The sequence below is a fragment of the Bradyrhizobium sp. RT6a genome (genome assembly GCF_040547675.1).
Lineage (GTDB): Bacteria > Pseudomonadota > Alphaproteobacteria > Rhizobiales > Xanthobacteraceae > Bradyrhizobium.
On sequence record NZ_JBEPQC010000014.1, the window covers coordinates 64,610 to 87,309 of the forward strand.

23 protein-coding genes and 1 pseudogene are annotated in these 22,700 nt (G+C 63.8%); 17 read left to right on the top strand and 7 right to left on the bottom strand.

All coding sequences use genetic code 11. The features are described from left to right. The first annotated feature begins 2 nt into the window (after positions 1-2). The 7 genes from ABIC03_RS38035 to ABIC03_RS38065 all read left to right on the top strand — a co-directional run bounded on the left by ABIC03_RS38035 (position 3) and on the right by ABIC03_RS38065 (position 7,987). On the top strand, positions 3-1,661 hold the full coding sequence (locus ABIC03_RS38035) for a hydantoinase B/oxoprolinase family protein (RefSeq protein WP_354065902.1): 1,659 nt from the start codon (positions 3-5) through the stop codon (positions 1,659-1,661). 39 nt (positions 1,662-1,700) lie between these two features. Continuing rightward, the gene (locus ABIC03_RS38040; RefSeq protein WP_354065904.1) at positions 1,701-2,699 is read left to right on the top strand and encodes a TRAP transporter substrate-binding protein; all 999 of its coding nucleotides are present in this window, start codon (positions 1,701-1,703) and stop codon (positions 2,697-2,699) included. A 9-nt stretch (positions 2,700-2,708) separates the two neighbouring features. After that, positions 2,709-3,302: a TRAP transporter small permease subunit gene (locus ABIC03_RS38045; RefSeq protein ID WP_354065906.1), complete on the top strand. Its 594-nt coding sequence runs from the start codon at positions 2,709-2,711 to the stop codon at positions 3,300-3,302. Between the two features lie 34 nt (positions 3,303-3,336). After that, entirely contained in the window at positions 3,337-4,641 is a 1,305-nt protein-coding gene (locus ABIC03_RS38050; RefSeq protein ID WP_354065908.1) for a TRAP transporter large permease, read from the top strand. 356 nt (positions 4,642-4,997) lie between these two features. Then, positions 4,998-6,716: a pyrroloquinoline quinone-dependent dehydrogenase gene (locus tag ABIC03_RS38055; protein WP_354065910.1), complete on the top strand. Its 1,719-nt coding sequence runs from the start codon at positions 4,998-5,000 to the stop codon at positions 6,714-6,716. Positions 6,717-6,834: 118 nt separating this feature from the next. Continuing rightward, positions 6,835-7,185, top strand: a complete 351-nt coding sequence (locus ABIC03_RS38060) for a c-type cytochrome (protein WP_354065912.1) — start codon at positions 6,835-6,837, stop codon at positions 7,183-7,185. Positions 7,186-7,219: 34 nt separating this feature from the next. Then, entirely contained in the window at positions 7,220-7,987 is a 768-nt protein-coding gene (locus ABIC03_RS38065; RefSeq protein ID WP_354065914.1) for a substrate-binding periplasmic protein, read from the top strand. Positions 7,988-8,072: 85 nt separating this feature from the next. On the opposite strand, the gene ABIC03_RS38070 is transcribed toward ABIC03_RS38065, so the two are convergent. After that, a complete protein-coding gene (locus tag ABIC03_RS38070) occupies positions 8,073-8,717 on the bottom strand; it encodes a glutathione binding-like protein (RefSeq protein WP_354065916.1) in 645 nt (214 codons plus the stop codon). 116 nt (positions 8,718-8,833) lie between these two features. Between ABIC03_RS38070 and ABIC03_RS38075 the strand changes: the two genes are divergently transcribed. Beyond that, positions 8,834-9,478: a TetR/AcrR family transcriptional regulator gene (locus ABIC03_RS38075; protein ID WP_354065918.1), complete on the top strand. Its 645-nt coding sequence runs from the start codon at positions 8,834-8,836 to the stop codon at positions 9,476-9,478. A gap of 40 nt (positions 9,479-9,518) precedes the next feature. On the opposite strand, the gene ABIC03_RS38080 is transcribed toward ABIC03_RS38075, so the two are convergent. Next, positions 9,519-11,486 (bottom strand): methyl-accepting chemotaxis protein, encoded by a 1,968-nt coding sequence (locus ABIC03_RS38080; protein ID WP_354065920.1) that lies wholly within the window; start codon positions 11,484-11,486, stop codon positions 9,519-9,521. Positions 11,487-11,604: 118 nt separating this feature from the next. Next, positions 11,605-12,570 (bottom strand): 2-hydroxyacid dehydrogenase, encoded by a 966-nt coding sequence (locus ABIC03_RS38085; protein WP_354065922.1) that lies wholly within the window; start codon positions 12,568-12,570, stop codon positions 11,605-11,607. Between the two features lie 143 nt (positions 12,571-12,713). Here ABIC03_RS38085 and ABIC03_RS38090 point away from each other — a divergent pair, with 143 nt between their 5' ends. From ABIC03_RS38090 to ABIC03_RS38105, 4 genes are all read left to right on the top strand, one after another. Continuing rightward, the gene (locus ABIC03_RS38090) at positions 12,714-13,082 is read left to right on the top strand and encodes a YciI family protein (RefSeq protein ID WP_275169615.1); all 369 of its coding nucleotides are present in this window, start codon (positions 12,714-12,716) and stop codon (positions 13,080-13,082) included. After that, positions 13,079-14,389: an RNA polymerase sigma factor gene (locus ABIC03_RS38095; protein WP_354065924.1), complete on the top strand. Its 1,311-nt coding sequence runs from the start codon at positions 13,079-13,081 to the stop codon at positions 14,387-14,389. Before ABIC03_RS38090 ends, ABIC03_RS38095 begins: the two co-directional genes overlap by 4 nt. Before the next feature lie 99 nt (positions 14,390-14,488). After that, positions 14,489-15,025 carry an SRPBCC family protein gene (locus ABIC03_RS38100; RefSeq protein WP_354065926.1) on the top strand — a complete coding sequence of 179 codons (537 nt, stop codon included), beginning with the start codon at positions 14,489-14,491 and terminating at the stop codon, positions 15,023-15,025. A 38-nt stretch (positions 15,026-15,063) separates the two neighbouring features. Next, on the top strand, positions 15,064-15,477 hold the full coding sequence (locus ABIC03_RS38105) for a VOC family protein (protein WP_354065928.1): 414 nt from the start codon (positions 15,064-15,066) through the stop codon (positions 15,475-15,477). 107 nt (positions 15,478-15,584) lie between these two features. Here the strand turns inward: ABIC03_RS38105 and ABIC03_RS38110 are convergent. From ABIC03_RS38110 to ABIC03_RS38125, 4 genes and pseudogenes are all read right to left on the bottom strand, one after another. Continuing rightward, a pseudogene (locus ABIC03_RS38110) lies at positions 15,585-15,937 on the bottom strand (hypothetical protein). 529 nt (positions 15,938-16,466) lie between these two features. After that, on the bottom strand, positions 16,467-16,904 hold the full coding sequence (locus tag ABIC03_RS38115) for a hypothetical protein (protein WP_275169610.1): 438 nt from the start codon (positions 16,902-16,904) through the stop codon (positions 16,467-16,469). Positions 16,905-16,986: 82 nt separating this feature from the next. Then, complete coding sequence (locus ABIC03_RS38120) at positions 16,987-17,775, bottom strand: SDR family NAD(P)-dependent oxidoreductase (RefSeq protein ID WP_275169609.1); 789 nt, start codon at positions 17,773-17,775, stop codon at positions 16,987-16,989. 118 nt (positions 17,776-17,893) lie between these two features. Continuing rightward, positions 17,894-19,558 (bottom strand): methyl-accepting chemotaxis protein, encoded by a 1,665-nt coding sequence (locus ABIC03_RS38125; protein ID WP_275169608.1) that lies wholly within the window; start codon positions 19,556-19,558, stop codon positions 17,894-17,896. Positions 19,559-19,872: 314 nt separating this feature from the next. Here ABIC03_RS38125 and ABIC03_RS38130 point away from each other — a divergent pair, with 314 nt between their 5' ends. The 5 genes from ABIC03_RS38130 (at position 19,873) to ABIC03_RS38150 (ending at position 22,658) form a co-directional block, all read left to right on the top strand. Beyond that, the gene (locus ABIC03_RS38130; protein ID WP_354065931.1) at positions 19,873-20,235 is read left to right on the top strand and encodes a nuclear transport factor 2 family protein; all 363 of its coding nucleotides are present in this window, start codon (positions 19,873-19,875) and stop codon (positions 20,233-20,235) included. A gap of 100 nt (positions 20,236-20,335) precedes the next feature. Continuing rightward, positions 20,336-20,743, top strand: coding sequence for a YciI family protein (locus ABIC03_RS38135; RefSeq protein ID WP_354065933.1), 408 nt, complete (start codon positions 20,336-20,338; stop codon positions 20,741-20,743). 66 nt (positions 20,744-20,809) lie between these two features. Then, positions 20,810-21,175: a YciI family protein gene (locus tag ABIC03_RS38140; RefSeq protein WP_354065935.1), complete on the top strand. Its 366-nt coding sequence runs from the start codon at positions 20,810-20,812 to the stop codon at positions 21,173-21,175. A gap of 136 nt (positions 21,176-21,311) precedes the next feature. Continuing rightward, positions 21,312-22,052: a TetR/AcrR family transcriptional regulator gene (locus tag ABIC03_RS38145; RefSeq protein WP_063994768.1), complete on the top strand. Its 741-nt coding sequence runs from the start codon at positions 21,312-21,314 to the stop codon at positions 22,050-22,052. 120 nt (positions 22,053-22,172) lie between these two features. Next, positions 22,173-22,658, top strand: coding sequence for a DUF2852 domain-containing protein (locus ABIC03_RS38150; protein ID WP_007596323.1), 486 nt, complete (start codon positions 22,173-22,175; stop codon positions 22,656-22,658). The last annotated feature ends 42 nt before the right edge of the window (positions 22,659-22,700 follow it).

Sequence of the window (22,700 nt, forward strand, 5' to 3'; positions counted from 1 at the left end):
TCATGAGCAAGGCAAGCGGCGCGAGCCTGATCGACCTTCAGATCATGTGGCACCGGCTGATCGCCGTGGTCGAGGAGCAGGCGCAGGTGCTGCTCCGCACCGCCTTCAGCCCGATCGTGCGCGAATGCGGCGACCTCTCGGCCGGCGTGTTCGACCTCAAGGGGCGGATGCTGGCGCAGGCGGTGACCGGCACGCCCGGCCACGTCAACTCGATGGCGGAATCGGTCAAGCACTTCATCGCCCACTTTCCGATCGAGACGATGAAGGAGGGCGACGCCTACATCACCAACGATCCCTGGATGGGCACCGGCCATCTCAACGATTTCGTCGTCACCACGCCCTGCTTCAAGGACGGCAAGCCGGTCGCGCTGTTTTCCTGCACCAGCCATCTCATGGACATCGGCGGCATCGGCTTCGGACCCGACGCCACCGACGTGTTCATGGAGGGGCTCTACATCCCTATGCTGAAGCTGATCGACCAGGGCGTCGTCAACGAGACGCTGATGGCGATGATCCGCACCAACACGCGGCTGCCGATCGACACCGAGGGCGACACCTACTCGCTCGCCGGCTGCAACGACGTCGGTTGCGAGCGCCTGGTCGAGATGATGACCGAGTTCGGAATCGACTCGCTCGATGCGCTCGGCGACTACATTTGCGACCGCTCGCGCGAGGCCGTGCTGGCCGAGATCGCCAAACTGCCGAAGGGCACCTGGCGCAACACCATGGTGGTCGACGGCTATGACGCGCCGGTCTCGCTTGAGGCGACGCTGACGATCTCGGACGAAGGCATCCACGTCGATTTCGACGGCACCTCGGCCGCGTCCACGTTCGGCATCAACGTGCCTCTGTCCTACACCATCGCCTACACCGTGTTCGGTCTCGGCTGCGTCGTCGCTTCGCAGATCCCGAACAATGCCGGCTCGCTCTCGCCGCTGACGGTGTCGGCTCCCCCAGGCGCGATCCTCAATGCGCCGAAGCCGGCGCCGGTCGCCTCGCGTCACATCATCGGCCAGATGCTGCCCGACGTCGTGTTCGGCTGCCTGCGCCAGATCATTCCCGAGCGCGTGCCCGCGGAAGGCACTTCGTGCCTGTGGAATCTCAATGTGCGTGGCCAGACCCGCTCGGGCGCCGGCGGAAATTACGGATTCTCGATGGCGGTGACCTCCAATGGCGGCACCGGCGCGCGCTTCGCGAAGGACGGGCTGTCGGCGACCGCCTATCCTAGCGGCGTGCGCGGCACGCCGGTCGAGATCGCCGAGACGCAGACGCCGCTGATCTTCTGGCGCAAGGAACTGCGTCCGGATTCCGGGGGAGCAGGGCGCACCCGCGGTGGCCTCGGCCAGATCATCGAGGTCGGCAGCGGCGTCGATGCGCCGTTCGACATCCTGGCGGCGTTCGACCGCATCGATCATCCGCCGCGGGGCCGCGATGGCGGCAAGAACGGCGAGGCCGGCTATGTCGGCCTGAAGTCCGGCAAGAAGCTGCGTGGGAAAGGCTTTCAGCAGGTGCCGCCGGACGACCGGCTGGTGGTGCTGACACCAGGCGGCGCCGGCATCGGCGATCCCCGGGAGCGGGCGCCGACAGCCGTCAACGGCGACATCGAAAGCGGCCTCGTGTCTGCCGACAACGCGGTTGCAGTTTATGGGCATACGCGATGACGCCTCAGGCGTCATGCGCGTAGCAAACGGAGGGGCTCAATGATCACGCGACGGAATTTTACAGCGGGCGCAGCGACGCTGCTCGCAGCCGGCCACATCTCAACTCGTGCGCGGGCGGCGACGGTGAGCTGGGACATGTCGACGGTATGGCCCGACGGCAATTTCCACACTCAGAACGCGTTTGCCTTCGCGGAAGAGGTGAAGAAGCAGAGCGGCGGCTCGGTCGCGATCACCGTGAAGGCCGGTGGCCAGCTTGGCTTCAAGGGCCCCGAGCATCTGCGCGCCGTGCGCGATGGCCTGGTGCCGCTTGCCGATGTCCTCAACATCCAGCAGGTCGGCGACGAGCCCTTCATGGGCGTCGAAAGCATTCCCTTTCTCTGCGGCTCGATGGACGAATTGAAGGTGCTGCACAAATATGTGCGGCCCGAATACGAGAAGGTCGCCGCGCGCAACAACCAGAAGATCCTCTACATCGTGCCGTGGCCGACGCAATATCTGCATCTCAAGGTCAAGGTCGCGGATGTCGACGGGTTGAAGAACATCAAGATCCGCGTGCCCGACAAGAACGCCGTCGATATGCTGGCCGTGGTCGGCATGGCGCCGGTGATGATTCCGTGGGGCGAGACCATCCCGGCGCTGGCCTCGGGCGCGGTCTCCGGCGTATCCACCTCCGCGGTGTCGGGCGTCGACGGCAAATTCTGGGAATTCCTGAAATACATCTACCCGACCAACCACGTCTGGTCATCGCAAATGCTCACCGTCAACCTCGATTCGTGGAAGGCGCTGAGTGCCGATCAGCAGCAGCTCGTCGCGGGCATCGCCGCGAAGATGGAGCCGGGCTTCTGGGCGAACTCGCTCAAGGCGGACGTCGACAGCCTCAATCGCCTCAAAGAGGGCGGCATGGAGGTGGTGCCGGTCTCGGAGGCCATGATCACGGACATTCGCGCCAAGACCGCGCCGCAGCTTGACGCTTTCGTCAAGCGCGTGCCGACGGCCGAAAAGCCGGTGCGGGCCTATCTCGCCGAAATGAAGCGCTGAGGCCGGGCCGTGGTCAGCGTTTCGCCGGCAGCTCCGCAGAGTCTCAACGCAGCGGCGCCGGCGCCGCTGCGCATCCTGCTCGACGGCATTGACCGTCTTGGCCGGCTGGACGGCTGGATCGGTGGCGGATGCCTGCTGATGCTGACGTTGCTGATGCTGTGCGAGGTCGCAACGCGCTTCCTCTCGAACTTCCTGCCGTTCTTTCCGCCCACGATCTCGATTGCGTGGGAATATTCCTCCTATCTGATGGCGGCGTCCTTCACCTTCGGCGCTGCCATGACATTGCGCGTCGGCGGCCATATCCGTGTCGTGTTGCTGCTGAAGAACGTCCCGGCCCCGTTTCAGCGCGCGCTCGAAATCCTGTCGGCCGCCGCCGGCTTCGCCTTCATGGCCTTCCTGACATCGTCGATGGCGAAGTTCGCCTTCGGCGCCTATGTGCGCGGCCAGGTTTCGACCTCGAGCGACACTCCGCTGTGGTTTCCGCAGGCCGTCGTCACCTTCGGCATGCTGCTGCTGACGCTCCAGTTCCTGGCGCGCGCGATCCAGGCCGTGCTCGGCCTGCCGCTGGAGGATCATCGCATGAAGGCCTCGCCCGTCGAATGATCGCCCTCGCGCCAGCCAGCGGACACCGGATTCCATGACCATTGAAGTCGTCGCTCTCTTCGCGATGCTGTTTGCGCTTCTGGCGTGCGGCGTCTGGATCGGCCTGACGCTTGCGCTCACTGCGACGCTGCTGCTGGCGATGTTCCGCTCGATCCCGCTCGACAAGCTGCTGCCGCAATACGCCTGGAACATTTTGACGACGCAGGAACTGCTGGCGTTGCCGCTGTTCATCCTGATGGGCGAGTTGCTGTTTCGCACCCGTCTGTCACGTTCGCTGTTCCAGGGGCTCGCGCCCTGGGCGGGGCTTCTGCCAGGTCGTCTTTTGCATGTGAACGTGATCGGCTGCACCATCTTCGCGGCGATCTCCGGCTCGTCGGCGGCGACGACGCAGGTGATTGGCCGCATGTCGCTGAACGAACTCACACGCCGCGGCTATTCCCGCGACATCGCGATCGGCTCGCTCGCCGGCGCCGGCACGCTCGGCTTCCTGATCCCGCCGTCCAACATCATGATCATCTATGGCGTGCTGGGCGACGTCTCGATCCTGAAACTGTTCACGGCCGGCGTGCTGCCCGGCCTGCTGCTGGCCGCCACCTTCATGGGGTGGGTGATGCTGCACACGACCCTCAACCCCGGCATGGTGCCGGAGACGGAAGCCAAACTCTCGCAGGTGCCGTGGCGCGAACGCTTTGCAGCGCTGAAGGACCTCGCGCCGGCGCTGTTCCTGATCGCTTGCGTGCTCGGCTCGATGTATGGCGGACTGGCGACGCCGTCGGAGGCCGCAGCTGTCGGCGTGTTCGGCGCGGCGCTGGTCGCCTGGGCGCAAGGCTCGATGTCGCAGCAGGTGATGCGTGACGTGCTGATCGGCTCGGTCGTGACCTGCTCGATGATCGCGCTGATCGTGCTCGGCGCCTCGATCCTCGGCAACGCTGCGGCCTTCCTCGGCATCCCGCAAACAGTCGCCGCCTTCGTGAAGGGGCTCGGGCTGTCGCCCTTCATGCTGATCGTGGTGCTGATTTTATTCTATCTGATCCTCGGCTGCTTCCTCGACGGCTTCTCGATGATCGTGATGACGCGGCCGATCGTGCTGCCGATCGTGAAGGGCGCGGGTTTCGACGAGATCTGGTTCGGCATCTTCCTGGTGCTCGCGGTCGAGATGGCTCAGATCACGCCGCCGGTCGGCTTCAACCTGTTCGTGATCCAGGGCCTGACCGACGACGGCCTCGGCTACATCGCGCGTGTCACGATGCCCTATCTCCTCATCATGGTCGGCTTCGTGCTGCTGCTGACGCTCTGGCCCGGCATCGTCACGATCCTCCCGAGGGTGCTATACGGATAAATCCGTCTTGGAGCCCTGGCGTTACCGCCCCCGCGCGCAGCAGTCTGAGATCTGCGACGCGAAACGAACCGGTCAGCGCACCTGACGTTTCCAATCTGCGCCGCGCGTCAAATTCGCTCCGTGCACGTATTGTATCTTTGCGCTCCTCGTCATCGGGCGTACGCTGCCGGAGCGAGGATAAGCGCAACTGCAACCAGTCCAGAGAACGTAGCACCTTTTGGCGATGTCCGCCGAGAGAGATCGAGAGCCGTTGGTGGCTCGTATGCGATGGAGAAGAACCGACAGCGGACTGCAGCATCCCTCGCGGCGGCATCTGTGAGACGCACGTTAAACAAACATAAAAGCGGGAGGAACGGATGAAGAAGCGTTGGTGTAAGTCTGGTCTACCTCTTGTTGCCGGCGCGACGCTGATGGTGTCGTCAGCCTTTGCCCAATCCGTGGATACTGCGCGGATCGAGAACGGCGGTCAGAACGATTGGCTGACCTATCACGGTTCATACAAATCCTATCACTACAGCCCGCTGGCGCAGATCAATGCAAACAACGTCGGCAATCTGAACGTTGCCTGGACCCATATTCCAGGACGCTCGACCCGCGGCCTGCAATCGATGCCGCTCGCGGCGGATGGCGTGCTCTATTACTCGGGTTCTTACAGCCGGGTCTTTGCGCTCAACGGCGCGACAGGCGAGGTGATCTGGTCCCATTTTCCGGAGCTCGACGAGGCCCTGATCTCCCGTCAGACCCATTCCCCCTATAATCGCGGCGTAGCGCTCGGCGAGGGCAAGGTTTTCGTCGGCACCATGGATGGCAGGGTTCTTGGCCTGGATATGAAGTCGGGGAAGGTCCTCTGGGAAACCAGGCTGATCGACTCGCAGAAGCTCACGGTCGGTTTCACCGGTGCGCCGCTTTACGCGAAGGGCACGGTGGTCATCGGAGCGCAAGGCGGTGAATGGCCGGGCCGCGGCCCGATCTTCGGCCTGGATGCCACCACCGGGAAGAAGAAGTGGGAGTTCTTGACCGTCGCCGGCACCGACGAGGCCATGAAGACGTGGGGAAAGGATTCCTGGCGCACGGGCGGGGGCGGTGGCTGGATGCCGGGCACTTACGATTCCGAGACCAACACAATTCTGTGGGGCACCGCAAACCCGGCGCCGCTCTACGATTGGTCGGGCGCCGATTACAAGACGCAAGGCGCGCGTCCCGGCGACAATCTCTACACGAGTTCGGTGATCGGTCTCGACGTCGATACCGGCAGGCTGAAATTCCATCATCAGGAGTTGCCGCACGACGCCTGGGATTTCGACAGCGCGGTCGGCGAGTTTGTGATGCTCGAACGCGACGGTCAGAAGTTTGTAGTTCACCCGAACAAGGGCGGTTTCGTCTTCGTCTATGACCGCAACCTCGCCGTGAAGAATGTCTGGCGGCTCGTTGAGAACATCAATTTCGTCAAGGATATCGATCCCAAGACGGGTGCCTTGATCGGCCGTCGCGACTTCACGGCCGGGAAGGTTACCGAACCGCCGCTGTGCCCCTTCATTGGCGGCGGCGTCAGCTGGAATGCCGGCTCCTACAACCCGAAGACCGGCCTGTACTACAAGATCGGCCAGGAATGGTGCATGACGCTCGACGTCCAGAAGACGACGCCGGTCACAGCGCCCCAGGTCCAGCTTAACATCGGCGCCGATTTCAAGATGGTACCCCCTCCGGGCGGAGAGATTTATGGACATCTCGACGCGCGCGACCCCATCACCGGCGCCAAGAAGTGGGAGGTTCGCTATCCCGAGCCTCCGCTCGGAAGCGTGCTGTCGACTGCGGGCAATCTCGTATTCGTGCCCGACTCCCGCGGCATCCTTCATGCTTACGATGCCGAAACCGGGGCCGAGCTGTGGAGCCACAACAACGGCACGGGCCACCAGGGCGGCATCGTCAGCTATTCCGTCAATGGCAAGCAGTACATTGCCGTGGCCGCTGGCTTTGGCGGCATGCTGGCGGACGAATACGCGCCAAACTTCGGCGGCGTTTACAAGAGCATGCCGCGTGATGACGGGGCGCTCGTCGTCTTCAGCTTGAAATAGATCATCGCAGATTGCCGGGGAGCAGGCGCAAGCTTGCTTCCCGTGCATTGGAATTTCCGAGTGTGCTTCAGGACTCGTGCTTCGGGGCGTGGCGCTTCAGGATATGGAGCTGGATACCTTGAACTTGCATGTGAAGAAGATCACCGCGCTGCTATCGGCGGTGCTGGGCGCCTCGTCGCTGTATGCCGCACCGGTTCAGGCGCAGTCTGCCCCTCCCGTACCCGACAACGGGACGTTCGACGTCGAGCAGTTATTCGCAGGGACTTGCGGCTTTTGTCACTCTGCTGGCGGCCGGGCCGCCGGCAAGGGACCGCAGCTGATGGATTCCCCGCGTGACGACGACTATCTGCACAGCCGCATCAAGAACGGCAAGTCCGGTGCGATGCCGGCATTCGGCGGGGCCTTCACCGACGCGCAGATCGACCAGATCGTCAAATATATCCGCGCCCTGAAGCCGCGCGAGGGCTGAATCGACCAGGCCGATGTCGATACGAGGACGCGGAATGAAGACAGTTCTCCCGCTTGTGGTCGGCGCCGTGATCGCACTGCTGAATCCTGCGCAGGGGCGAACCCTGGACGCGATCCGCGCGTCCGGCGTGCTCGGATTGTGCGCCCATCCGAACTCGCTTCCGTTCGCAAGCAAGGCCGCCGATCCTCCCGGCTTTCAGATCGAATTGGGCCAGGCGCTGGCACACGCGCTCGGCGTCTCCCTGCGACTCGATTGGATCATCACCCAGTACCAGATGCGGAGCGCCGGTTGCGATATCGTTCTGGATGTCATCGCCGACCGCGAAGCGCAGGGTGAAACCCGCTTGAGAATCTCAAAACCGTATTATCGCACGGGCGTCGCACTCGCCGTCCCCTCATCCAGCGCGCTCGCCTCGTTCCAGAGCCTCAACGAGCATACCAAGGTCGGGGTGCAGGTCGGCTCCGTCGCTGCCATGATCATCAGTCAACGGCACGTCCCGACGTCGACTTTCGGCTTCGAGAGCGACAGCCTCGATGCCCTGTCAAACCATGAGATCGATGCCGCTGCGGTCACTCCCGCCGCGGCGAGTTATTTCAACCTGACGCATCCGGACAAGGCATTCCGCATCCTGGATCGCGACGAGTCCATAGCCGATCTCAACTGGAACGTCGCGGTCGGCATGGTTCGTCCGGATGATGCATTGCGCGACACCATCGATGGAGTGGTTGAACGGCTGCGAAACGACGGCACGATCGATCGGATATACCGACGCTACGGGGTCGTACTCCACGCGCCGAAATAGCCAATTGTTCCGGGGCGCGGTCTGTCGCGCTGTTTAACCCGTCGTCCCGGCGCATGGGCCGGAACGACGGTCGTTTCGAATGCCGCTACGCCGCCGCCTTCTTCCGCACCTGCTCGGCCTTGTACAGCTCGAACTCTTCCGCGATCGCCTTGGCGATCGACGGCCGCTGACGCAGGCGTTCGTAATAGGCCTTCACGTTCGGCCATTTGGCGAGCTCGATCGGCGGCGTCGCCATGGTCCAGTTGATGACCGTGACGAGATAGGCGTCGGCGACGCTGAAATGGTCGAGCAGGAAGTCGCGCCCCTTCAGGTAATTGTCGAGATAGTCCAGCCGCGACAGGTTCTTCTCCAGCGCATAGGCTTTCGTCTCCTGCGGCGCCTTGCGGTCGAGCACCGGGATGAACAGGCCCTTGTGCAGCTCGGTGCCGATGAAGCAGAGCCATTGATGCAGCCGCGTGCGATCGATGCCCGCTGCGGCGCCGAGGCCCGATTGCGGGAAGCGGTCGGCGATATATTGCAGGATCGCGGCGTTCTCGGTTAGCACCACGCCCTCATCGGTCCGCAGTGTCGGCACCAGGCCGATCGGGTTCACGGTTCGAAAGTCAGTGCCGTCGTTCAGTACTGTCTTGGTCGGCGGATCGACTTCGAGATAATTCGCTTCGGCGCCGGCTTCATAGAGCGCGACGCGGCTCGCCATCGAACAGGCGAGCGGCGAGAAATAAAGATCCATCTTGAGCCTCCTTGGGCAATTCCTCGATGTGACTTCTGGAGTGTCGCTCAACCCGGCCGGATTGATTTTTGTACTGTCTTGCATATTATAGGCGTAGTCAAGGATTAAATTGCGAAATGGTACAAAAATCGAAGCCGCCAGCTGCTGCCAGCGAACCCAAACGCCGCGGCCGTCCGCGCGCCTATGAGCCCGACGTCGCGCTTGGCAAGGCGCTCGACCTGTTCCGCACGCAGGGTTTCGCCGCGACCTCGCTCGACGATCTCAGCCAAGCCACCGGCATGAATCGCCCGAGCCTCTATGGTGCCTTCGGCGACAAGCGCGAGCTCTACATCAAGAGCTATCAGCGCTACCGCGAGGAAGCGCGCGCATCGATGGTGGAGATCTTTCGCCAGGAGATGCCCGTACGCCAGCGGCTGGAGCGCATCTTCGCCTCCGCGCTCAACATCTATCTCTCCGGCGAGACCGGCCCGCGCGGCTGCTTCACCGTGGTCACGGCGGCCTCCGAGGCGGTCGGCGATCCCGAGATCCGGGCCATGGTGCTCGATGGCCTCAACGAGCTCGACAAGGCGTTTGCGAGTTGCTTCCGCCGCGCCAAGGAGAAAGGCGAGTTGCCCGAGAGCGCCGATCCCGCCGTGCTGGCGCATCTCGCTTCAGCGACCGTGCACTCAATCGCTATCCGCTCCCGCGCGCGTGTGTCGCGGAAGGAGCTCGAGGCGATCGTAAAGGGGACGATCGACGTGATAGTGGGAGGAAAGAGCTAGGCGCTGCGTGGCGCAAGCTATCTCCCAAACGTCGTCCCCGCTACGCTGCGCGAATATGCGCGAGGAAGCGGTCCACCTCGTCGCGCAGCCGCTGCGATTGTTTTGACAGCTCGATCGCCGAGCCCAGGACTTCCTCCGCCGCTGTTCCCGTCGCGGCGATGCCGGCGGTGACACCCGCGATGTTTTGCGAGACCTCGCCGGTGCGGGCGGCTGCCTGCTGGACGTTCTGCGCGATCTCCTGCGTCGCGGTGCCCTGCTGGCCGACGGCGGCGGCAATCGCGGCAGAGATCTCGTCGACCTCCTGGATCGTTGCGCAGATCGACTGGATGCCGTCGACTGCGCCGGTGGTCTCCCCCTGGACCGCCGTCACCTGCGCCCCGATCTCCTCGGTCGCCTTGGCGGTCTGGGTTGCCAGCGCCTTCACCTCTGAAGCGACCACCGCAAAGCCACGACCGGCTTCGCCCGCGCGCGCCGCCTCGATCGTCGCGTTGAGTGCCAGCAGATTGGTTTGCTCGGCAATGCCGCTGATGAAGGAGACGACGTCGCCGATTTTTTGCGCGGCGTCGGCCAGACTCTGCACGCGCTCATTCGACCGTCGCCCATCGCTCGCAGCTTTGCCGACCACCGCCGTCGCGTGCGCAAGGCGCCGGCTGATCTCTGTCATCGACGACGACAGCTCTTCCGCGGCGGCAGCAACCGTCTGCACATTCTCCGAGGCGAGCGCCGAGGCCGACGACACCGTGCCGGTCTGCTGCCGTGACCGCTCGACGATATCAGACATCGAGCGCGCCGTGTTCTCCATCTCGACCGCGGCCGAGGAGACCGTGGTGACGACGTCGCGGATGCTGGCTTCGAAATTGTCGGCGAGAGCGGCGAACGCGCGCCGTTTCTCCGCTTCGGACTGCGCCTTGGTGTCGGCCTGTTCGGCCTGGAGCCGGCTGAAGTTGACGGCGTTGTCGCGGAACACCGCGACAGCCTTGACCATCGCGCCGACCTCGTCATTCGCTTTGCTGAGGGGGACGGTGACATCAAGGTGTCCGTCGGCCAGCTCGCGCATCACGGTGGTGATGGAGATGATCGGCCGCGAGATGCTGCGGGCGATGAGATAGCCGACGATTGCGGCGAGCACGAGCCCGAGCGCGGCGATGCCGAATGCCAGCAGCCAGGCACGGTCGGCAGAGGCCACATAGTCGGCATTATCCATCACCAGTTCGACCGCGCCGAGGGGCTTGCCGGAAAAATCCCTGATCGGTCCGAGCAGCGCGGCCACCGGCGTTGTGTCGAGCTTGGCCTGCCGCATCGTGAAGTCACCGCCGGCGGCTCGGCCGTAATCGGTCGCGTCGAAGAAGCTCTTGCCCTTCAGCGTGCCGCCGAACAGCTTGAAGCCGCCGCCGTCCGCGAGATGGAAGGCAATGTCGACATGGCGGTTGGTCTTGAAGTCGTCCAGGAAAGATTGGCCGAAGGTCAGGCCAAATTCCACTGAGCCGAGATGCTTGCCGCCTTGCGCGATCGGCACAACGCCGCGGATGCCGAGCCCGGCCAGGCCGCCCTCGAGGCCGACCACGACCTTGTGCTCCTGGTTGGCCATGATCACGGTCTTGCGGAAGCCCGAGAGGTCGTCGCCAAATTTAGCAGGCTGGTGCACGCGCAGGAACGAGGTTGCGGGCGCCACGTGGAACTGGAACTGTTCGACGCCGTACTCCGATTTGGTCGCGGCAAACACCGGCCCGAACAGGCTGACCAGGGCATTGCGATCCTGCTTGGCCATCGCGTCCTGCGTCGCCGGCATCGCGGCCACGACGGCGCTCATGGCGGCGGCGCGGCGGGACTCCTCGGTGATGCGCGATTGCAGGGCATCGTAATGGCTGCGCAGCTCGCGCTGGTCGGCGCGGTCGATGATCCCCGCGATGATCCACATTGCACCGAGCACCGCAAACAGCGCGGTCGCGGCAGCCGTCACCGCCAGCGCAACCGTGATCCGCATCCTGAGGCCGAGCGTAAAGCGCATGTCCGACTCGTTCGTTGAGCGTTGATTAACAACGCGTATCAACTTCTCGCTAAGAGAGGATGAACGGGATACCGGCCGGCGATCAGTGATTTTACGGGCTCGGGTGGCACATGAGGTCTCAGTATCCCCGCGCTCGGTCCACCACGTTCTCCAGCACGCCACCCGCCTCGAACCGCGCGATCTGCTCGGCGACATAGGCCGAGATCGCATCGGCGTCGGTGTCGGCGGCGTTGTGCGGGGTCAGCAGCACCTTGGGATGGGTCCAGAACCGGCTGTCGTTCGGCTGCGGCTCCTGCACGAAGACGTCGAGCGAGGCGGCGCCCAGCGTGCCGTCGTCGAGGCAGGCCAGGATGTCGGCTTCGTTCTGAAGGCCGCCGCGGCCGGCGTTGATCAGCACGGGCGCACCGAGTGGGCTTTTGCGGTTGAGCTTGGTGAAGACGTCGCGGTTGAGGATGCCGTGTGTATCGGGCGTCAGCGGCAACAGGCTGACGAGAATATCGGTCGTGCGCAGGAACGCGTCGATCTGCCCGGCGCCATGGAAGCATTCGACGCCCGCGATGGTGCGCGGGCTGCGGCTCCAGCCGGCGACACGGAAACCAAGCCGCCGCAGCACTTCGGCCGCATCAGCGCCGAGCGTGCCCAGTCCCATGACACCGACCGTGACGGCGCTCGCCGGCCATTGATAGGTCGGCTCCCAGCGCTTTTCGCGCTGCGACTGGCGCAGATAAAGCTCCTGGCGGTGGTGCATCAGCACGTGCTGCACGACGTATTCGGTCATGCGGCCGGTCAGATCAGGCACGGCCACGCGCACCAGCGGCACGTTCGGAAGGCTCTTGTCCGCCATCAGCGCATCGACGCCGGCGCCCAGATTGAAGATCGCACGCAGATTGGGGAAGCAGCCGAGATCGCCCGGCACCGGCTTCCACACCGCGGCATAGTGCACCTCGGCCGGATCGAGCCCGGCATCGGGCAGCAGCACCACGCGGCGGCCGCCGCCGACCGCGTCGAACCGGGCCTTCCAGCGCTCCGGCAGCCAGTTTTGCTGCGTGCTGTTGATCAGGACGGCCAGTGTGCCCACGGTCATTCGAAGTGCCTCTTGAGGTTCCGCTTTGATGGCCCTCCTTGGCACGATCTGTCGGATTTTTCTTGCAATTTTTTTCCGCAGCCGTGTCGGGGCGAGGCATAGTGGATCGTCTTCAAAACAAGCGTTCAGAGAAGGTACTGCCCATGCTTTATGCGATCCTTTGCTATCACGACGAGGACTTCGTCGGCTCCTGGAGCAAGGACCAGGATGAAGCCGTGATGAAGAAGCTCGCCGTGGTGCAGGAGAAGCTGACACAGCAGGGCCGGCTCGGCCCGGTGGCGCGGCTGCTGCCGACCACTGCGGCAGCGACGCTGCGCAAGGAGGATCCGCCACTGGTGCTCGACGGCCCCTATGCGGAGACCAAGGAGCAGTTGCTCGGCTTCTATATCGTCGATTGCAAGAACCTCGACGAGGCGCTCGACGTTGCGCGTGACCTCGGATCGGCCAATCCCGGTGGCGCCTATGAGGTACGCCCGGTAGGCGTGTTCAGGCCCGGAGGGAATCTGACGTGAGCGAGGCCGATACCGCCTGGATCGAGACCGCGCTGACCTCGGCGCGCCCCCAGGCGGTCGGCGCACTGCTGCGCTATTTCCGCGATCTCGACACCGCCGAGGAAGCGTTTCAGAACGCCTGCCTGCGCGCGCTGAAGACCTGGCCGCAGAACGGACCGCCGCGCGATCCCGCGGCCTGGCTGATCATGGTCGGCCGCAACGTTGCGATCGACGAGGTGCGCCGCACCCGCAAGCAGCAGCCGATGCCGGAAGACGACCAGGCGATCTCCGATCTCGACGACGCCGAGGGCGCACTCGCGGAGCGGCTCGACGGCTCGCACTACCGCGACGACATTTTGCGGCTGATGTTCATCTGCTGCCATCCAGGGCTGCCGGCGACGCAGCAGATCGCACTGGCGCTCCGTATCGTCTGCGGCCTGACGGTGAAGCAGATCGCGCGCGCCTTCCTGGTGTCGGATGCGGCGATGGAGCAGCGCATCACGCGTGCCAAGGCCAAGGTCGCGGAGGCCGGGACACCGTTTGAAACGCCGGGCGCGGTCGAGCGTTCGGAGCGGCTCGCCGGTGTGGCCGCGATGATCTATTTGATCTTCAACGAGGGCTATTCGGCGAGCGGCGACACCGCCGAAATCAGAAAACCGCTGTGCGAGGAAGCGATCCGGCTGGCGCGGCTGCTGCTGCGGCTGTTCCAGAGCGAGCCGGAGATCATGGGGCTCACGGCGCTCATCTTGTTGCAGCATGCGCGCAGTGCCTCGCGCTTTGCCGCGGATGGCTCGCTGATCCTGCTGGACGACCAGGATCGTTCGCTGTGGAACGGCACCATGATCGCGGAAGGCCTTGCGCTGATCGACAAGGCGATACGCCATCGCCGCAGCGGGCCCTACCAGATCCAGGCCGCGATCGCCGCGCTGCATGCCCGCGCGTCCACGCCCGAGGAGACCGACTGGGCCCAGATCGACCTGCTCTATGGTGCGCTGGAGGTGGTGCAGCCGTCGCCGGTGGTGACGCTCAACCGCGCGGTCGCGGTGTCCAAGGTGCGCGGACCGCAAGCCGCGCTCGACCTGATCGAGCCGCTGGCGCCAAAGCTTGCCAACTACTTCCATTTCTACGGCGTGCGCGGCGCTTTCCTGATGCAGCTCGGCCGCAACGACGAAGCCCGCATCGCCTTCGACCGCGCCATCGCTCTCGCCAACACGTCCGCAGAAGCGGCTCACATCCGCATGCATCTCGATCGCCTGATCCGGGACAGCCAGCCCACGGTCGCAAATGGCGGCGCAAGGCAAGACGCCAAAGTCAAGGCGCCAAGGTGACGTAGGGAGCGCCTGCTTCGGGCGTAGCAAAATTTCCGCCTCGCCTTGTCGGGCCCGGCGCCCTCCCTTCGTCCCAGGACCGTATCCAGGGAGCCATTCATGCTGAAAGCTATTGCCGTCATCGCCGTCCTGTTCGTAGTCGGAATCGTGGGCGTGCTCGTCTTCGCCCTGACGAAGCCCGACACATTCCGCGTCGAACGCAGCCTCGCCGTGAAAGCGCCAGCCAATGCGATCTATCCGCAGGTCGCCGATTTCCATCGCTGGACCGCCTGGTCACCCTACGAGAACCGCGATCCTGCGATGAAGCGGACGTTTGGCGGCACCGCGCAAGGCAAGGGCGCGACCTATGCCTGGGACGGCAACAACAATGTCGGCGCCGGCCATATGGAGATACTCGAGGCGAGTGCGGCGTCAAAACTCCGCATCAAGCTCGATTTCGAGCGGCCTTTCGAAGGCCACAACACCGCCGAGTTCACCTTTGTGCCGCAAGGCGATGCCACACTGGTCACGTGGGCGATGTCCGGTCCGGCCCCGTTCCTGTCTAAGGTCATGCAGGTGTTCATCAACATGGACAACATGATCGGCAAGGATTTCGAGGCCGGCTTGGCGAGCCTGAAGAAGCTCACCGAGAAGTAGCGCCGTCACCCCGAACGAAAGCCAAAAGGAGAGAAACGATGCTCAATGCATATCTGTTCTACCAGGACACCTGCGAGGTGGCGTTCAATTATTACGCCAAGGTTCTCGGCGGCAAGATCGATGCCATGATGCGTTCGTCGGACGCACCGCCGGACATGGCGGCTGCGCCCGGCCGCGAGAAGACGATCATGCATGCGCGGATGTCGCTGCCCGACGGCGGCGTGCTGATGGGGTCGGATGCGCCGCCCGAGCATTTTCACAAGCCGCAGGGCTTTTCGATCTCGCTCACGGTCGCGGACCCCGCGGAGGGCGAGCGCAAGTTCAACGCACTCGCCGATGGCGGTAAGGTCACCATGCCCTTCAGCAAGACCTTCTGGGCCAAGGGTTTTGGCATGTGCGTCGACAAGTTCGGCATTCCCTGGATGGTGAACTGCCCGGCCGAGGGAATGTGACAGGCGCGATCGCCTGACGCGCCAAGCGGCGATCCCCTCTCCCTGACGACGCGGGAGAGGGGCGCGCATGAGGCCGTTGCGTCATGCGCCGATCGACAGCATGTCCATCAGCGGATTGATCCTGTCACGTCATTGCTCGGTGATTGGGACGACGGAACGCAGCGCGGGCAGATCACGAGCTTGGTCCCGAGCTGCCTGTCGTTCTCCGCTTCGATTTCGTCATGGATTGCCCACCACGCCGCGGAGTACGGGCGCAAGGTGCCGAGTACTTTTCCCGCTCCTGATTCGGATCACTCGCCGCGGGAGCTTGGGTCGCCACACGACGCTTCATGACAGAGGGACGGTTCGGATCCTGACCGAGGCCGTCCCATGCGATCGGACGGCGTTCCTGCGCAGGCGCGACCGCGCATCCCATGAGTGTTGCGCAAAAAGTGAGCAAGACAAAGCCGTGTCGCATCATGCCGGACCCTTGGGTGTTGTATGCGACGCGCCAACTCCGCTTGCCGAAGCTTGCGTCGCACCGCTCAAATGGAACCTAAGGGAAACGCGTGGCCGACATGGCCGAATATGGATTCTCCTGTCGCACCACATTGCGAGAGCAGTGAGGCCGCTTCGTGAAATGATGCGGACCGCATCGCACAACAACTGGCGCAATATTAGGCTGTGAACTCCGGGACAGAATCGTTATTTATTTCGTCATAAATCTAAAAACTGGGGCGGGCGGACTTGGAAGGGGAGCGACCGATGGCGGCGGCGCTGCAGATCAACTTTGCACTTTGGGGTATGCTCATCTGCGCGAGCATGGAATTGAGCCAGCTGATCCAGAGTTATTATTAGGGCTCACGAAGCGCGTGACCGGCCCAATTTTGCCGGCGCGCTTGTTTGCTGGCTCACGAAGCAACGCGATGAGCGTGAAGCTGACGCTCGCGATCATCGAAACGATGTGGTTGCGCGGCGCTGCGGTGCGGGCGCTTGGGTCCGCCTGATCATCACCGGCAGCGCGGATAGATCGCGGCGAGGTCGCGCCCCTTCAGCAGAAGCAACCGCGACGACAGGCCGCCGCGGCGGCTGATCCAGTCGCGCACCGGGCCGGGATAGGCCGCAAGCACCGCATCTGATGCTTCCGGCTCGGCGTAGAAGCGCCCGCGTCGATCGACCGAGCGCGCCGCATGGAAGCCGAGCACGGCACGCTTGGTGACGCAAATCCGCTCGCCCGGCACGATGCTCAGCAACAGCGTGCAGGCGGACAGGCAGGGACCGTCGATCACGACGCGCTCGCCGCTCTCGCGCACCTTCTCGAACAAATCGAGGAACGGCCCGACCTGTCCCCCGGGCGACTGGATGATGCGGATTTCGGCCAAGGCAGGCGTGGCGGCGAGCAGCGCGGATGCGAGCATCAAGGCCTTGATGAGGGTGACGCGTCGCATGAAGCCTCCGCGAATTCGAGTCCATAGGATAGGTCAACGAGAAGAGGTGGGTGACGCTTCGCTAAGCCAACCTACGCCGTGTCTATCCGTTCCGCCGTTCGCCGCGCAGCGTCGGCAGGCCGATGCCCGCCGCATCGAAGCCGCCATCGACGGCCAAAATTTGGCCGGTGATGTAGCTCGATCGTTCCGAGCAAAGGAAGTAGATCGCTTCGGCAAGTTCCTCTTCCAGGCCGTAGCGGTTGAGCGGGATGGCGTCGTGATAGTCGGCGCGGATCTCCCTGGTGTGCACCTGCTTTGCCATCGCGGTGTCGACCGGCCCCGGCGCGACCGCGTTGACGCGGATGTTGAGGGACGCAAGCTCGACCGCGAGCTGCTTGGTGAGGTGCGCGAGGCCCGCCTTGCTGGTGCCGTAGGCCGAGCGCAGCGTCGAGGCGCGCACCGCCGAGATCGAGGTGATGTTGACGATGGCACCGCCATTGCCGTCGCGCATCAGCGGCACCGCCGCCTTGGTGCAGAGGAACGGACCGGTGAGGTTGACCTCGAGCACGCGCCGCCAGTCGGTCTCCGACGTCTCCATCAGCGGCGCGAACACGGCAATGCCGGCATTATTGACGAGCGCGTCGAGCCGGCCAAACCGCCGTTCGAGCATCGCCATCGCGGCGGCAACCGCGGCTGCGTCCGAGACGTCGCAGGTCAACGCCAGCGTGGTCTCGTCCCGGCCGATCTCGGCGACCGCGCGGCCGAGCAGCTCACCCTCGATGTCGAGCAGCGCCACCCGCCAGCCCTCGGTCAAAAACTTCTTCGCGGTCGCAAGCCCGATGCCACGCGCGGCTCCGGTGACGAGGGCGATTTTCTGCGGGGAGGCGGTCATAGCTTATCCGTGGTTCGGGAGTTGAGGCGGTCTCCCTACCATGAAAGCCGTGAGGAGACGCGACAAACTATCGCGCCTTTGCTCTTCGAGGCTCTCCTTTTGCGGCCGCGCAGGGCGCCTAAGCAAGCTCCGCCGTGGCGCGCTGCATGTTGGCCGACATGTCGGCCGTCACGATGCTCTGTTCCTCGACCGCGGCGGCGGTGGAGGCGATGAACTCGTTGACGCCGGCGATCGCGACCTTGATCGCGGTCAGTGAGCTTGCAACGTCGCCGGAGATGGTGTTCAGCGCGTCGATTTCGGAGGTGATGGTGTCGGTCGCCTGCTTGGCCTGGTTGGCGAGGCTCTTCACCTCGGAGGCGACCACGGCGAAGCCGCGGCCGGCTTCGCCCGCGCGCGCCGATTCGATCGTGGCGTTGAGCGCGAGCAGGTTGATCTGGCCGGTGATGCCCGAGATCATCTCGACGATGCCGCTCATCGCCTGCGCCGCCGCGTTCAGCCGCTGCGCTTGGCCGTCGGCGGCCTCGACGCGGGTGGTCGCGACCTTCGAATTCTCGCGTGACTTTGCCATGGTCGCGGAGATCTCGCGAATCGAGGCACTCATCTCTTCGCTGCCGGCCGCGACCGCCTCGATCAGACCGCGCGCGTTGTCGGCCTTCTTGCGGCCGATCGCCTGCGCGGTGATGTCGGTGGCATATTTCACCACCTTGTAGGGTTTGCCGTTGAGGTCGAGGATCGGGTTGTAGGACGCCTGGATCCAGATTTCGCGGCCGCCCTTGGCGATCCGCTTGTATTCGGCGGCCTGGTATTCACCGCGGTTGAGCGTCTCCCAGAACTGGCGATAGGCCGCCGAATTCTTTTCGTTCGGCTCGATGAACATGGAGTGGTGCTGTCCCTTGATCTCCGCCAGCGAATACCCCATCGCCTTCAAGAAATTCTCGTTGGCGGTGCGGATGGTGCCATCCATGTTGAACTCGATCACCGCTTGCGATTTCTGGATCGCGGCGAGCTGTCCGTCATTGTCGGCCGCCTTCATCTTCTGCGCGGTGACGTCGGTCGCGAATTTCACCACCTTGAACGGCTTGCCGGTCTCGTCGAGGATAGGGTTATAGGTCGCCAGAATCCAGATTTCGCGTCCGCCCTTGCCGATCCGCTTGTATTCGGCGGCTTCGAACTGGCCGCGGTTCAGCCGCGCCCAGAAGTCGGCGTAGGCCGAGCTCGCGCGATCTTCCGGCGTGACGAACATGCTGTGGTGCTTGCCCCGGATTTCGTCGAGCGAGTAGCCCATTGCGCCCAGGAAATTCTCGTTGGCGGCGACGATGGTGCCGTCCATGTTGAATTCGATCACGGCCTGGGCACGGCTGATCGCGGCGATCTTGCCCGCGTCCTCCATGGTCTTGACCTTGTATGCCGTGATGTCGGTGGCGAACTTGATGAAGCTCACCACCTTGCCGTTCTCGTCGCGCAGCGGCGCGTAGGAGGCGTGGACCCAGACTTCCTTGCCGTTCTTGCCGAACCGCTTGTATTGCGTGGTCTGGAACTCGCCGCGGTTCAGGCTGGCCCAGAAGTCGCGGTAACGGGCGCTCTCCCGTTCAGTCGGGCTGACGAAGATACTGTGATGCTTGCCCTTGATCTCCGAGAGCGAATAGCCGCTCATCTTGAGGAGATTTTCATTGGCATCGAGAATGGTGCCGTCGAGGCCGAATTCGATCACGGCCTGGGACCGGTCGAGCGCCTCGACCTCCGCGACTGCGTGCCTGACTTTCTTGCTCTGGAAATTGAACACGTAAGCTCCGCGTCATGCTGAGGGGCGAATCAGCCGGATTGTCATACCGTTCGCTCAAGCCAAAAAGTTGCATGCTGTTCTTGAGCAACTGTAAATTCCTGCACGAGGCGGCACCCGTTCAGTCATTTCACGTGCGCGCGCCATGTTGCTCAGGTCGCAAGCATTCTCGATTCATATGCACGGCGGAGTTCATAGGAGGCCCGTATTTGTACGGCCGCCGCGTTGCATTATTTTTCGCATGGTTGAAGCCGTGCTCGATGTCGGCGCGGCCGTGCGTCGACCGTCTTCAAGACGATTGTCCATGGAACCGCTCGATGACCGACCCCGAACACCTGATTCGAGACCTCTTCGCCGCCTATCTCGGCAACGACCGGCAACGGGTCGCCGACGCGTTGGCGGACGACTTTCGCTTCACCAGCCCGTTCGACGACGACCTCGAGAAGGCGGCCTATTTCGAGCATTGCTGGAGGGACACCGGCTGGATTGCGCGGCACGACATCGAGCGGATTTTCGTCCAGGGCGACGAGGCCTTCGTCACCTATCTCTGCTTGGCGACAGATGGCAGGAGCTTTCGCAACACCGAGTTCTTCACCTTCGCCGGCGGCAAGGTTCGTCGTATCGAGGTCTATTTCGGCGCTGCCCGGCAGGACGGTCGTTTCCTGCCGCAGGCGCGCTAGCGGCCAGCGCAATCATCTCCAGAATAATTTTCGTCACCTGTCGGTTTCGTCAAGGTTCGCTCGTCTTGGGTAAGGGCGACTAAGCAAGCAAGGAACCTCCATGCGATTCATGATGCTGATGATCCCGCTCGGCTACGAGACCGCGCCGCCGGATGTCCAACTCGATCCCGAGCGTGTCGCCGCGATGATGCGCTACAACGAGGCGCTGAAGGACGCCGGCGTGCTGATCACGCTCGACGGCCTGCATCCGCCGTCGATGGGTGCGCGCGTCTCCTTTGCGACCGGTGAGCCTGTTGTGACCGACGGCCCCTTCACTGAGGCCAAGGAAGTCTTGGGCGGCTACTGGATGATCGAGGTCGATTCGCGTGGCGAGGCGATCGCCTGGGCCAAGAGATGCCCGGCCTCAGCGAACGAAATTATCGAGATCCGGCAGGTGCAGGAGATGGTCGATTTTTCACCCGAGGTGCAGGAGGCTGCCGCCGGGTTTGCCGACCTGAGGAGCAAATAACCAAGGCGACCGCCGCGGCCGAAGTCCCGAATTTTTCTCCAACCCACCAAACCTGAGGACACCCCCATGAGCACCGAACACACGTTTCTCGCCGTCTATCTCGGCAGCATGACCGGCACGAAAATGGCAGCCTGGCACGCGATGCCTGAGGCTGAACGGAAGGCGAAGGAGCAGGAAGGCATGGCTGCCTGGCACGGCTGGGTCGAAAAGCACAAATCCGTCATCGTCGAGATGGGAGGCCCACTCGGCAAGACCCGCAGGATCGACGCCGGCGGTGTCACTGAGGTCAGCAATGCGCTGACCGGCTTTACGGTGGTGCGCGCGGCCTCGCAGGAGGCCGCTGCAGAACTGTTCAAGAACCACCCGCATTTTGCGATCTTCCCGGGCGAATCCATCGAGGTCATGCCGGTGCTGCCGATCCCGGGGCGTTAGTCCCCGGGGCGCCAGGCCTGGCATCATTCCGGGGTCCGATGGTTCGGATCGGCCCGGAATGACTGCGGGAAATACGGGCTGATCAAACCGTTGCCGCTAGTGACCTTCATGCCCGGCTCATGTAAAGCTCGTTCACATGAGCTGGCGCAAGGAGACGCGCCGCGCCGAGCGCGGCTATCACCACGGCAATCTGAAGGAAGCCCTGTTGCAGGCCGCCCTTGGGCTGATCGCCGAGAAGGGCGCGGCCGGCTTCACCTTTGCCGATGCCGCGCGCATGGCCGGCGTCAGTGCGGCGGCGCCGTACCGGCATTTTCGCGACCGCGAAGAACTGCTGTCCTCCATCGCGCAACGCGGCTTCGAGCAGTTCGAATCGCGCCTGACCGCGGCCTGGGACGACGGACGGCCCGACACCGTCACGGCGTTCGAGCGTGTCGGCAGGGCCTATCTCGCCTTCGCCCGCGAGGAGCCCGCGTTCTATAACGCGATGTTCGAATCGGGCGTGCCGGTGGATTCCAATCCGGCGCTGCAGGCCGCCAGCGAGCGTGCTTTCAACATTATTCGTGCCGCGGCGGAGCGGCTTGCCGCGCTGGCGCCACCGGGCACGCCGCGGCCGCCGGCGATGATGATGGCGTTGCACATCTGGTCGATGGCGCATGGTGTGGCCTCGCTGTTCTCGCGCGGCGATGCCGCGCGTCGAAAGCTGCCGATGTCGCCGGACGAGCTGCTCGAAGCTGAGGTGCTGATCTATCTGCGCGGTCTCGGCTTCCCGACCGATCGCCGTCCTCCGGCGAAAAGCGCCGAGCCGCCGCCGGTGCCACCGGAGGCATCCTCCGGTTCAGGCGTGCCGCCCGGTGGCCCCTGGGGCAAGCCGAAATAAAGTTACCCAAATAATTCCCGCGCCCTGTCAGGCGGTCGGCTTGACAAAATCGCGGGATGATCTACCTATGTAAATGTTATTTACATTCACAACGGCGCTGATGCCGTCATGGAGAGGGAAATGGCCTACACCGCTGATGTCAATCGATGGCGCGGCCCTTCGGACCAACACTACGAGCGCCCCCACATGCTCAATACGCCCTGGCATCCCGGCTGGATCGCCGTGACCATCCTCGGCTTCATCATCTGGTGGCCGATCGGACTTGCCCTTCTCTTTTTCACACTCGGGAGCAGAAGAATGTCGTGCTGGAGCAACCAGGATCGCTGGCAGAACAAGATGGAGCGGATGCAGTACAAGATGGACCGTATGCGCGGCCGAATGGAGCGCCACGGTTTCGGCTTTGGCTTCGGCCCGCCCTCGAGCGGCAACCGCGCCTTTGACGAGTACCGCACCGAGACGCTGCAGCGGCTCGAGGAGGAGCAGGTCGAGTTCAAGAACTTCCTCGACCGTCTGCGTCACGCCAAGGACAAGGAAGAGTTCGACCAGTTCATGGCGCAACACAAGACACGCCCGACCCCGCCGCCGACCGACCAGCAGCAGGGTTGATCTCAAGGTTGATCTCGGGACTGACGCCTCTCAAAGCCGTCA

What these genes read in the sequence shown, in the direction of transcription:
- ABIC03_RS38065 (WP_354065914.1), top strand. Translation starts at nt 7,220, where the DNA reads ATGAAGACAGTTCTCCCGCTTGTGGTCGGCGCCGTGATCGCACTGCTG.
- ABIC03_RS38055 (WP_354065910.1), top strand. Translation starts at nt 4,998, where the DNA reads ATGAAGAAGCGTTGGTGTAAGTCTGGTCTACCTCTTGTTGCCGGCGCG.
- ABIC03_RS38035 (WP_354065902.1), top strand. Translation starts at nt 3, where the DNA reads ATGAGCAAGGCAAGCGGCGCGAGCCTGATCGACCTTCAGATCATGTGG.
- ABIC03_RS38075 (WP_354065918.1), top strand. Translation starts at nt 8,834, where the DNA reads ATGGTACAAAAATCGAAGCCGCCAGCTGCTGCCAGCGAACCCAAACGC.
- ABIC03_RS38090 (WP_275169615.1), top strand. Translation starts at nt 12,714, where the DNA reads ATGCTTTATGCGATCCTTTGCTATCACGACGAGGACTTCGTCGGCTCC.
- ABIC03_RS38120 (WP_275169609.1), bottom strand. Translation starts at nt 17,775, where the DNA reads ATGACCGCCTCCCCGCAGAAAATCGCCCTCGTCACCGGAGCCGCGCGT.
- ABIC03_RS38100 (WP_354065926.1), top strand. Translation starts at nt 14,489, where the DNA reads ATGCTGAAAGCTATTGCCGTCATCGCCGTCCTGTTCGTAGTCGGAATC.
- ABIC03_RS38135 (WP_354065933.1), top strand. Translation starts at nt 20,336, where the DNA reads ATGCGATTCATGATGCTGATGATCCCGCTCGGCTACGAGACCGCGCCG.
- ABIC03_RS38085 (WP_354065922.1), bottom strand. Translation starts at nt 12,570, where the DNA reads ATGACCGTGGGCACACTGGCCGTCCTGATCAACAGCACGCAGCAAAAC.
- ABIC03_RS38150 (WP_007596323.1), top strand. Translation starts at nt 22,173, where the DNA reads ATGGCCTACACCGCTGATGTCAATCGATGGCGCGGCCCTTCGGACCAA.
- ABIC03_RS38080 (WP_354065920.1), bottom strand. Translation starts at nt 11,486, where the DNA reads ATGCGCTTTACGCTCGGCCTCAGGATGCGGATCACGGTTGCGCTGGCG.
- ABIC03_RS38050 (WP_354065908.1), top strand. Translation starts at nt 3,337, where the DNA reads ATGACCATTGAAGTCGTCGCTCTCTTCGCGATGCTGTTTGCGCTTCTG.
- ABIC03_RS38070 (WP_354065916.1), bottom strand. Translation starts at nt 8,717, where the DNA reads ATGGATCTTTATTTCTCGCCGCTCGCCTGTTCGATGGCGAGCCGCGTC.
- ABIC03_RS38105 (WP_354065928.1), top strand. Translation starts at nt 15,064, where the DNA reads ATGCTCAATGCATATCTGTTCTACCAGGACACCTGCGAGGTGGCGTTC.
- ABIC03_RS38040 (WP_354065904.1), top strand. Translation starts at nt 1,701, where the DNA reads ATGATCACGCGACGGAATTTTACAGCGGGCGCAGCGACGCTGCTCGCA.
- ABIC03_RS38140 (WP_354065935.1), top strand. Translation starts at nt 20,810, where the DNA reads ATGAGCACCGAACACACGTTTCTCGCCGTCTATCTCGGCAGCATGACC.
- ABIC03_RS38130 (WP_354065931.1), top strand. Translation starts at nt 19,873, where the DNA reads ATGACCGACCCCGAACACCTGATTCGAGACCTCTTCGCCGCCTATCTC.
- ABIC03_RS38145 (WP_063994768.1), top strand. Translation starts at nt 21,312, where the DNA reads ATGAGCTGGCGCAAGGAGACGCGCCGCGCCGAGCGCGGCTATCACCAC.
- ABIC03_RS38115 (WP_275169610.1), bottom strand. Translation starts at nt 16,904, where the DNA reads ATGCGACGCGTCACCCTCATCAAGGCCTTGATGCTCGCATCCGCGCTG.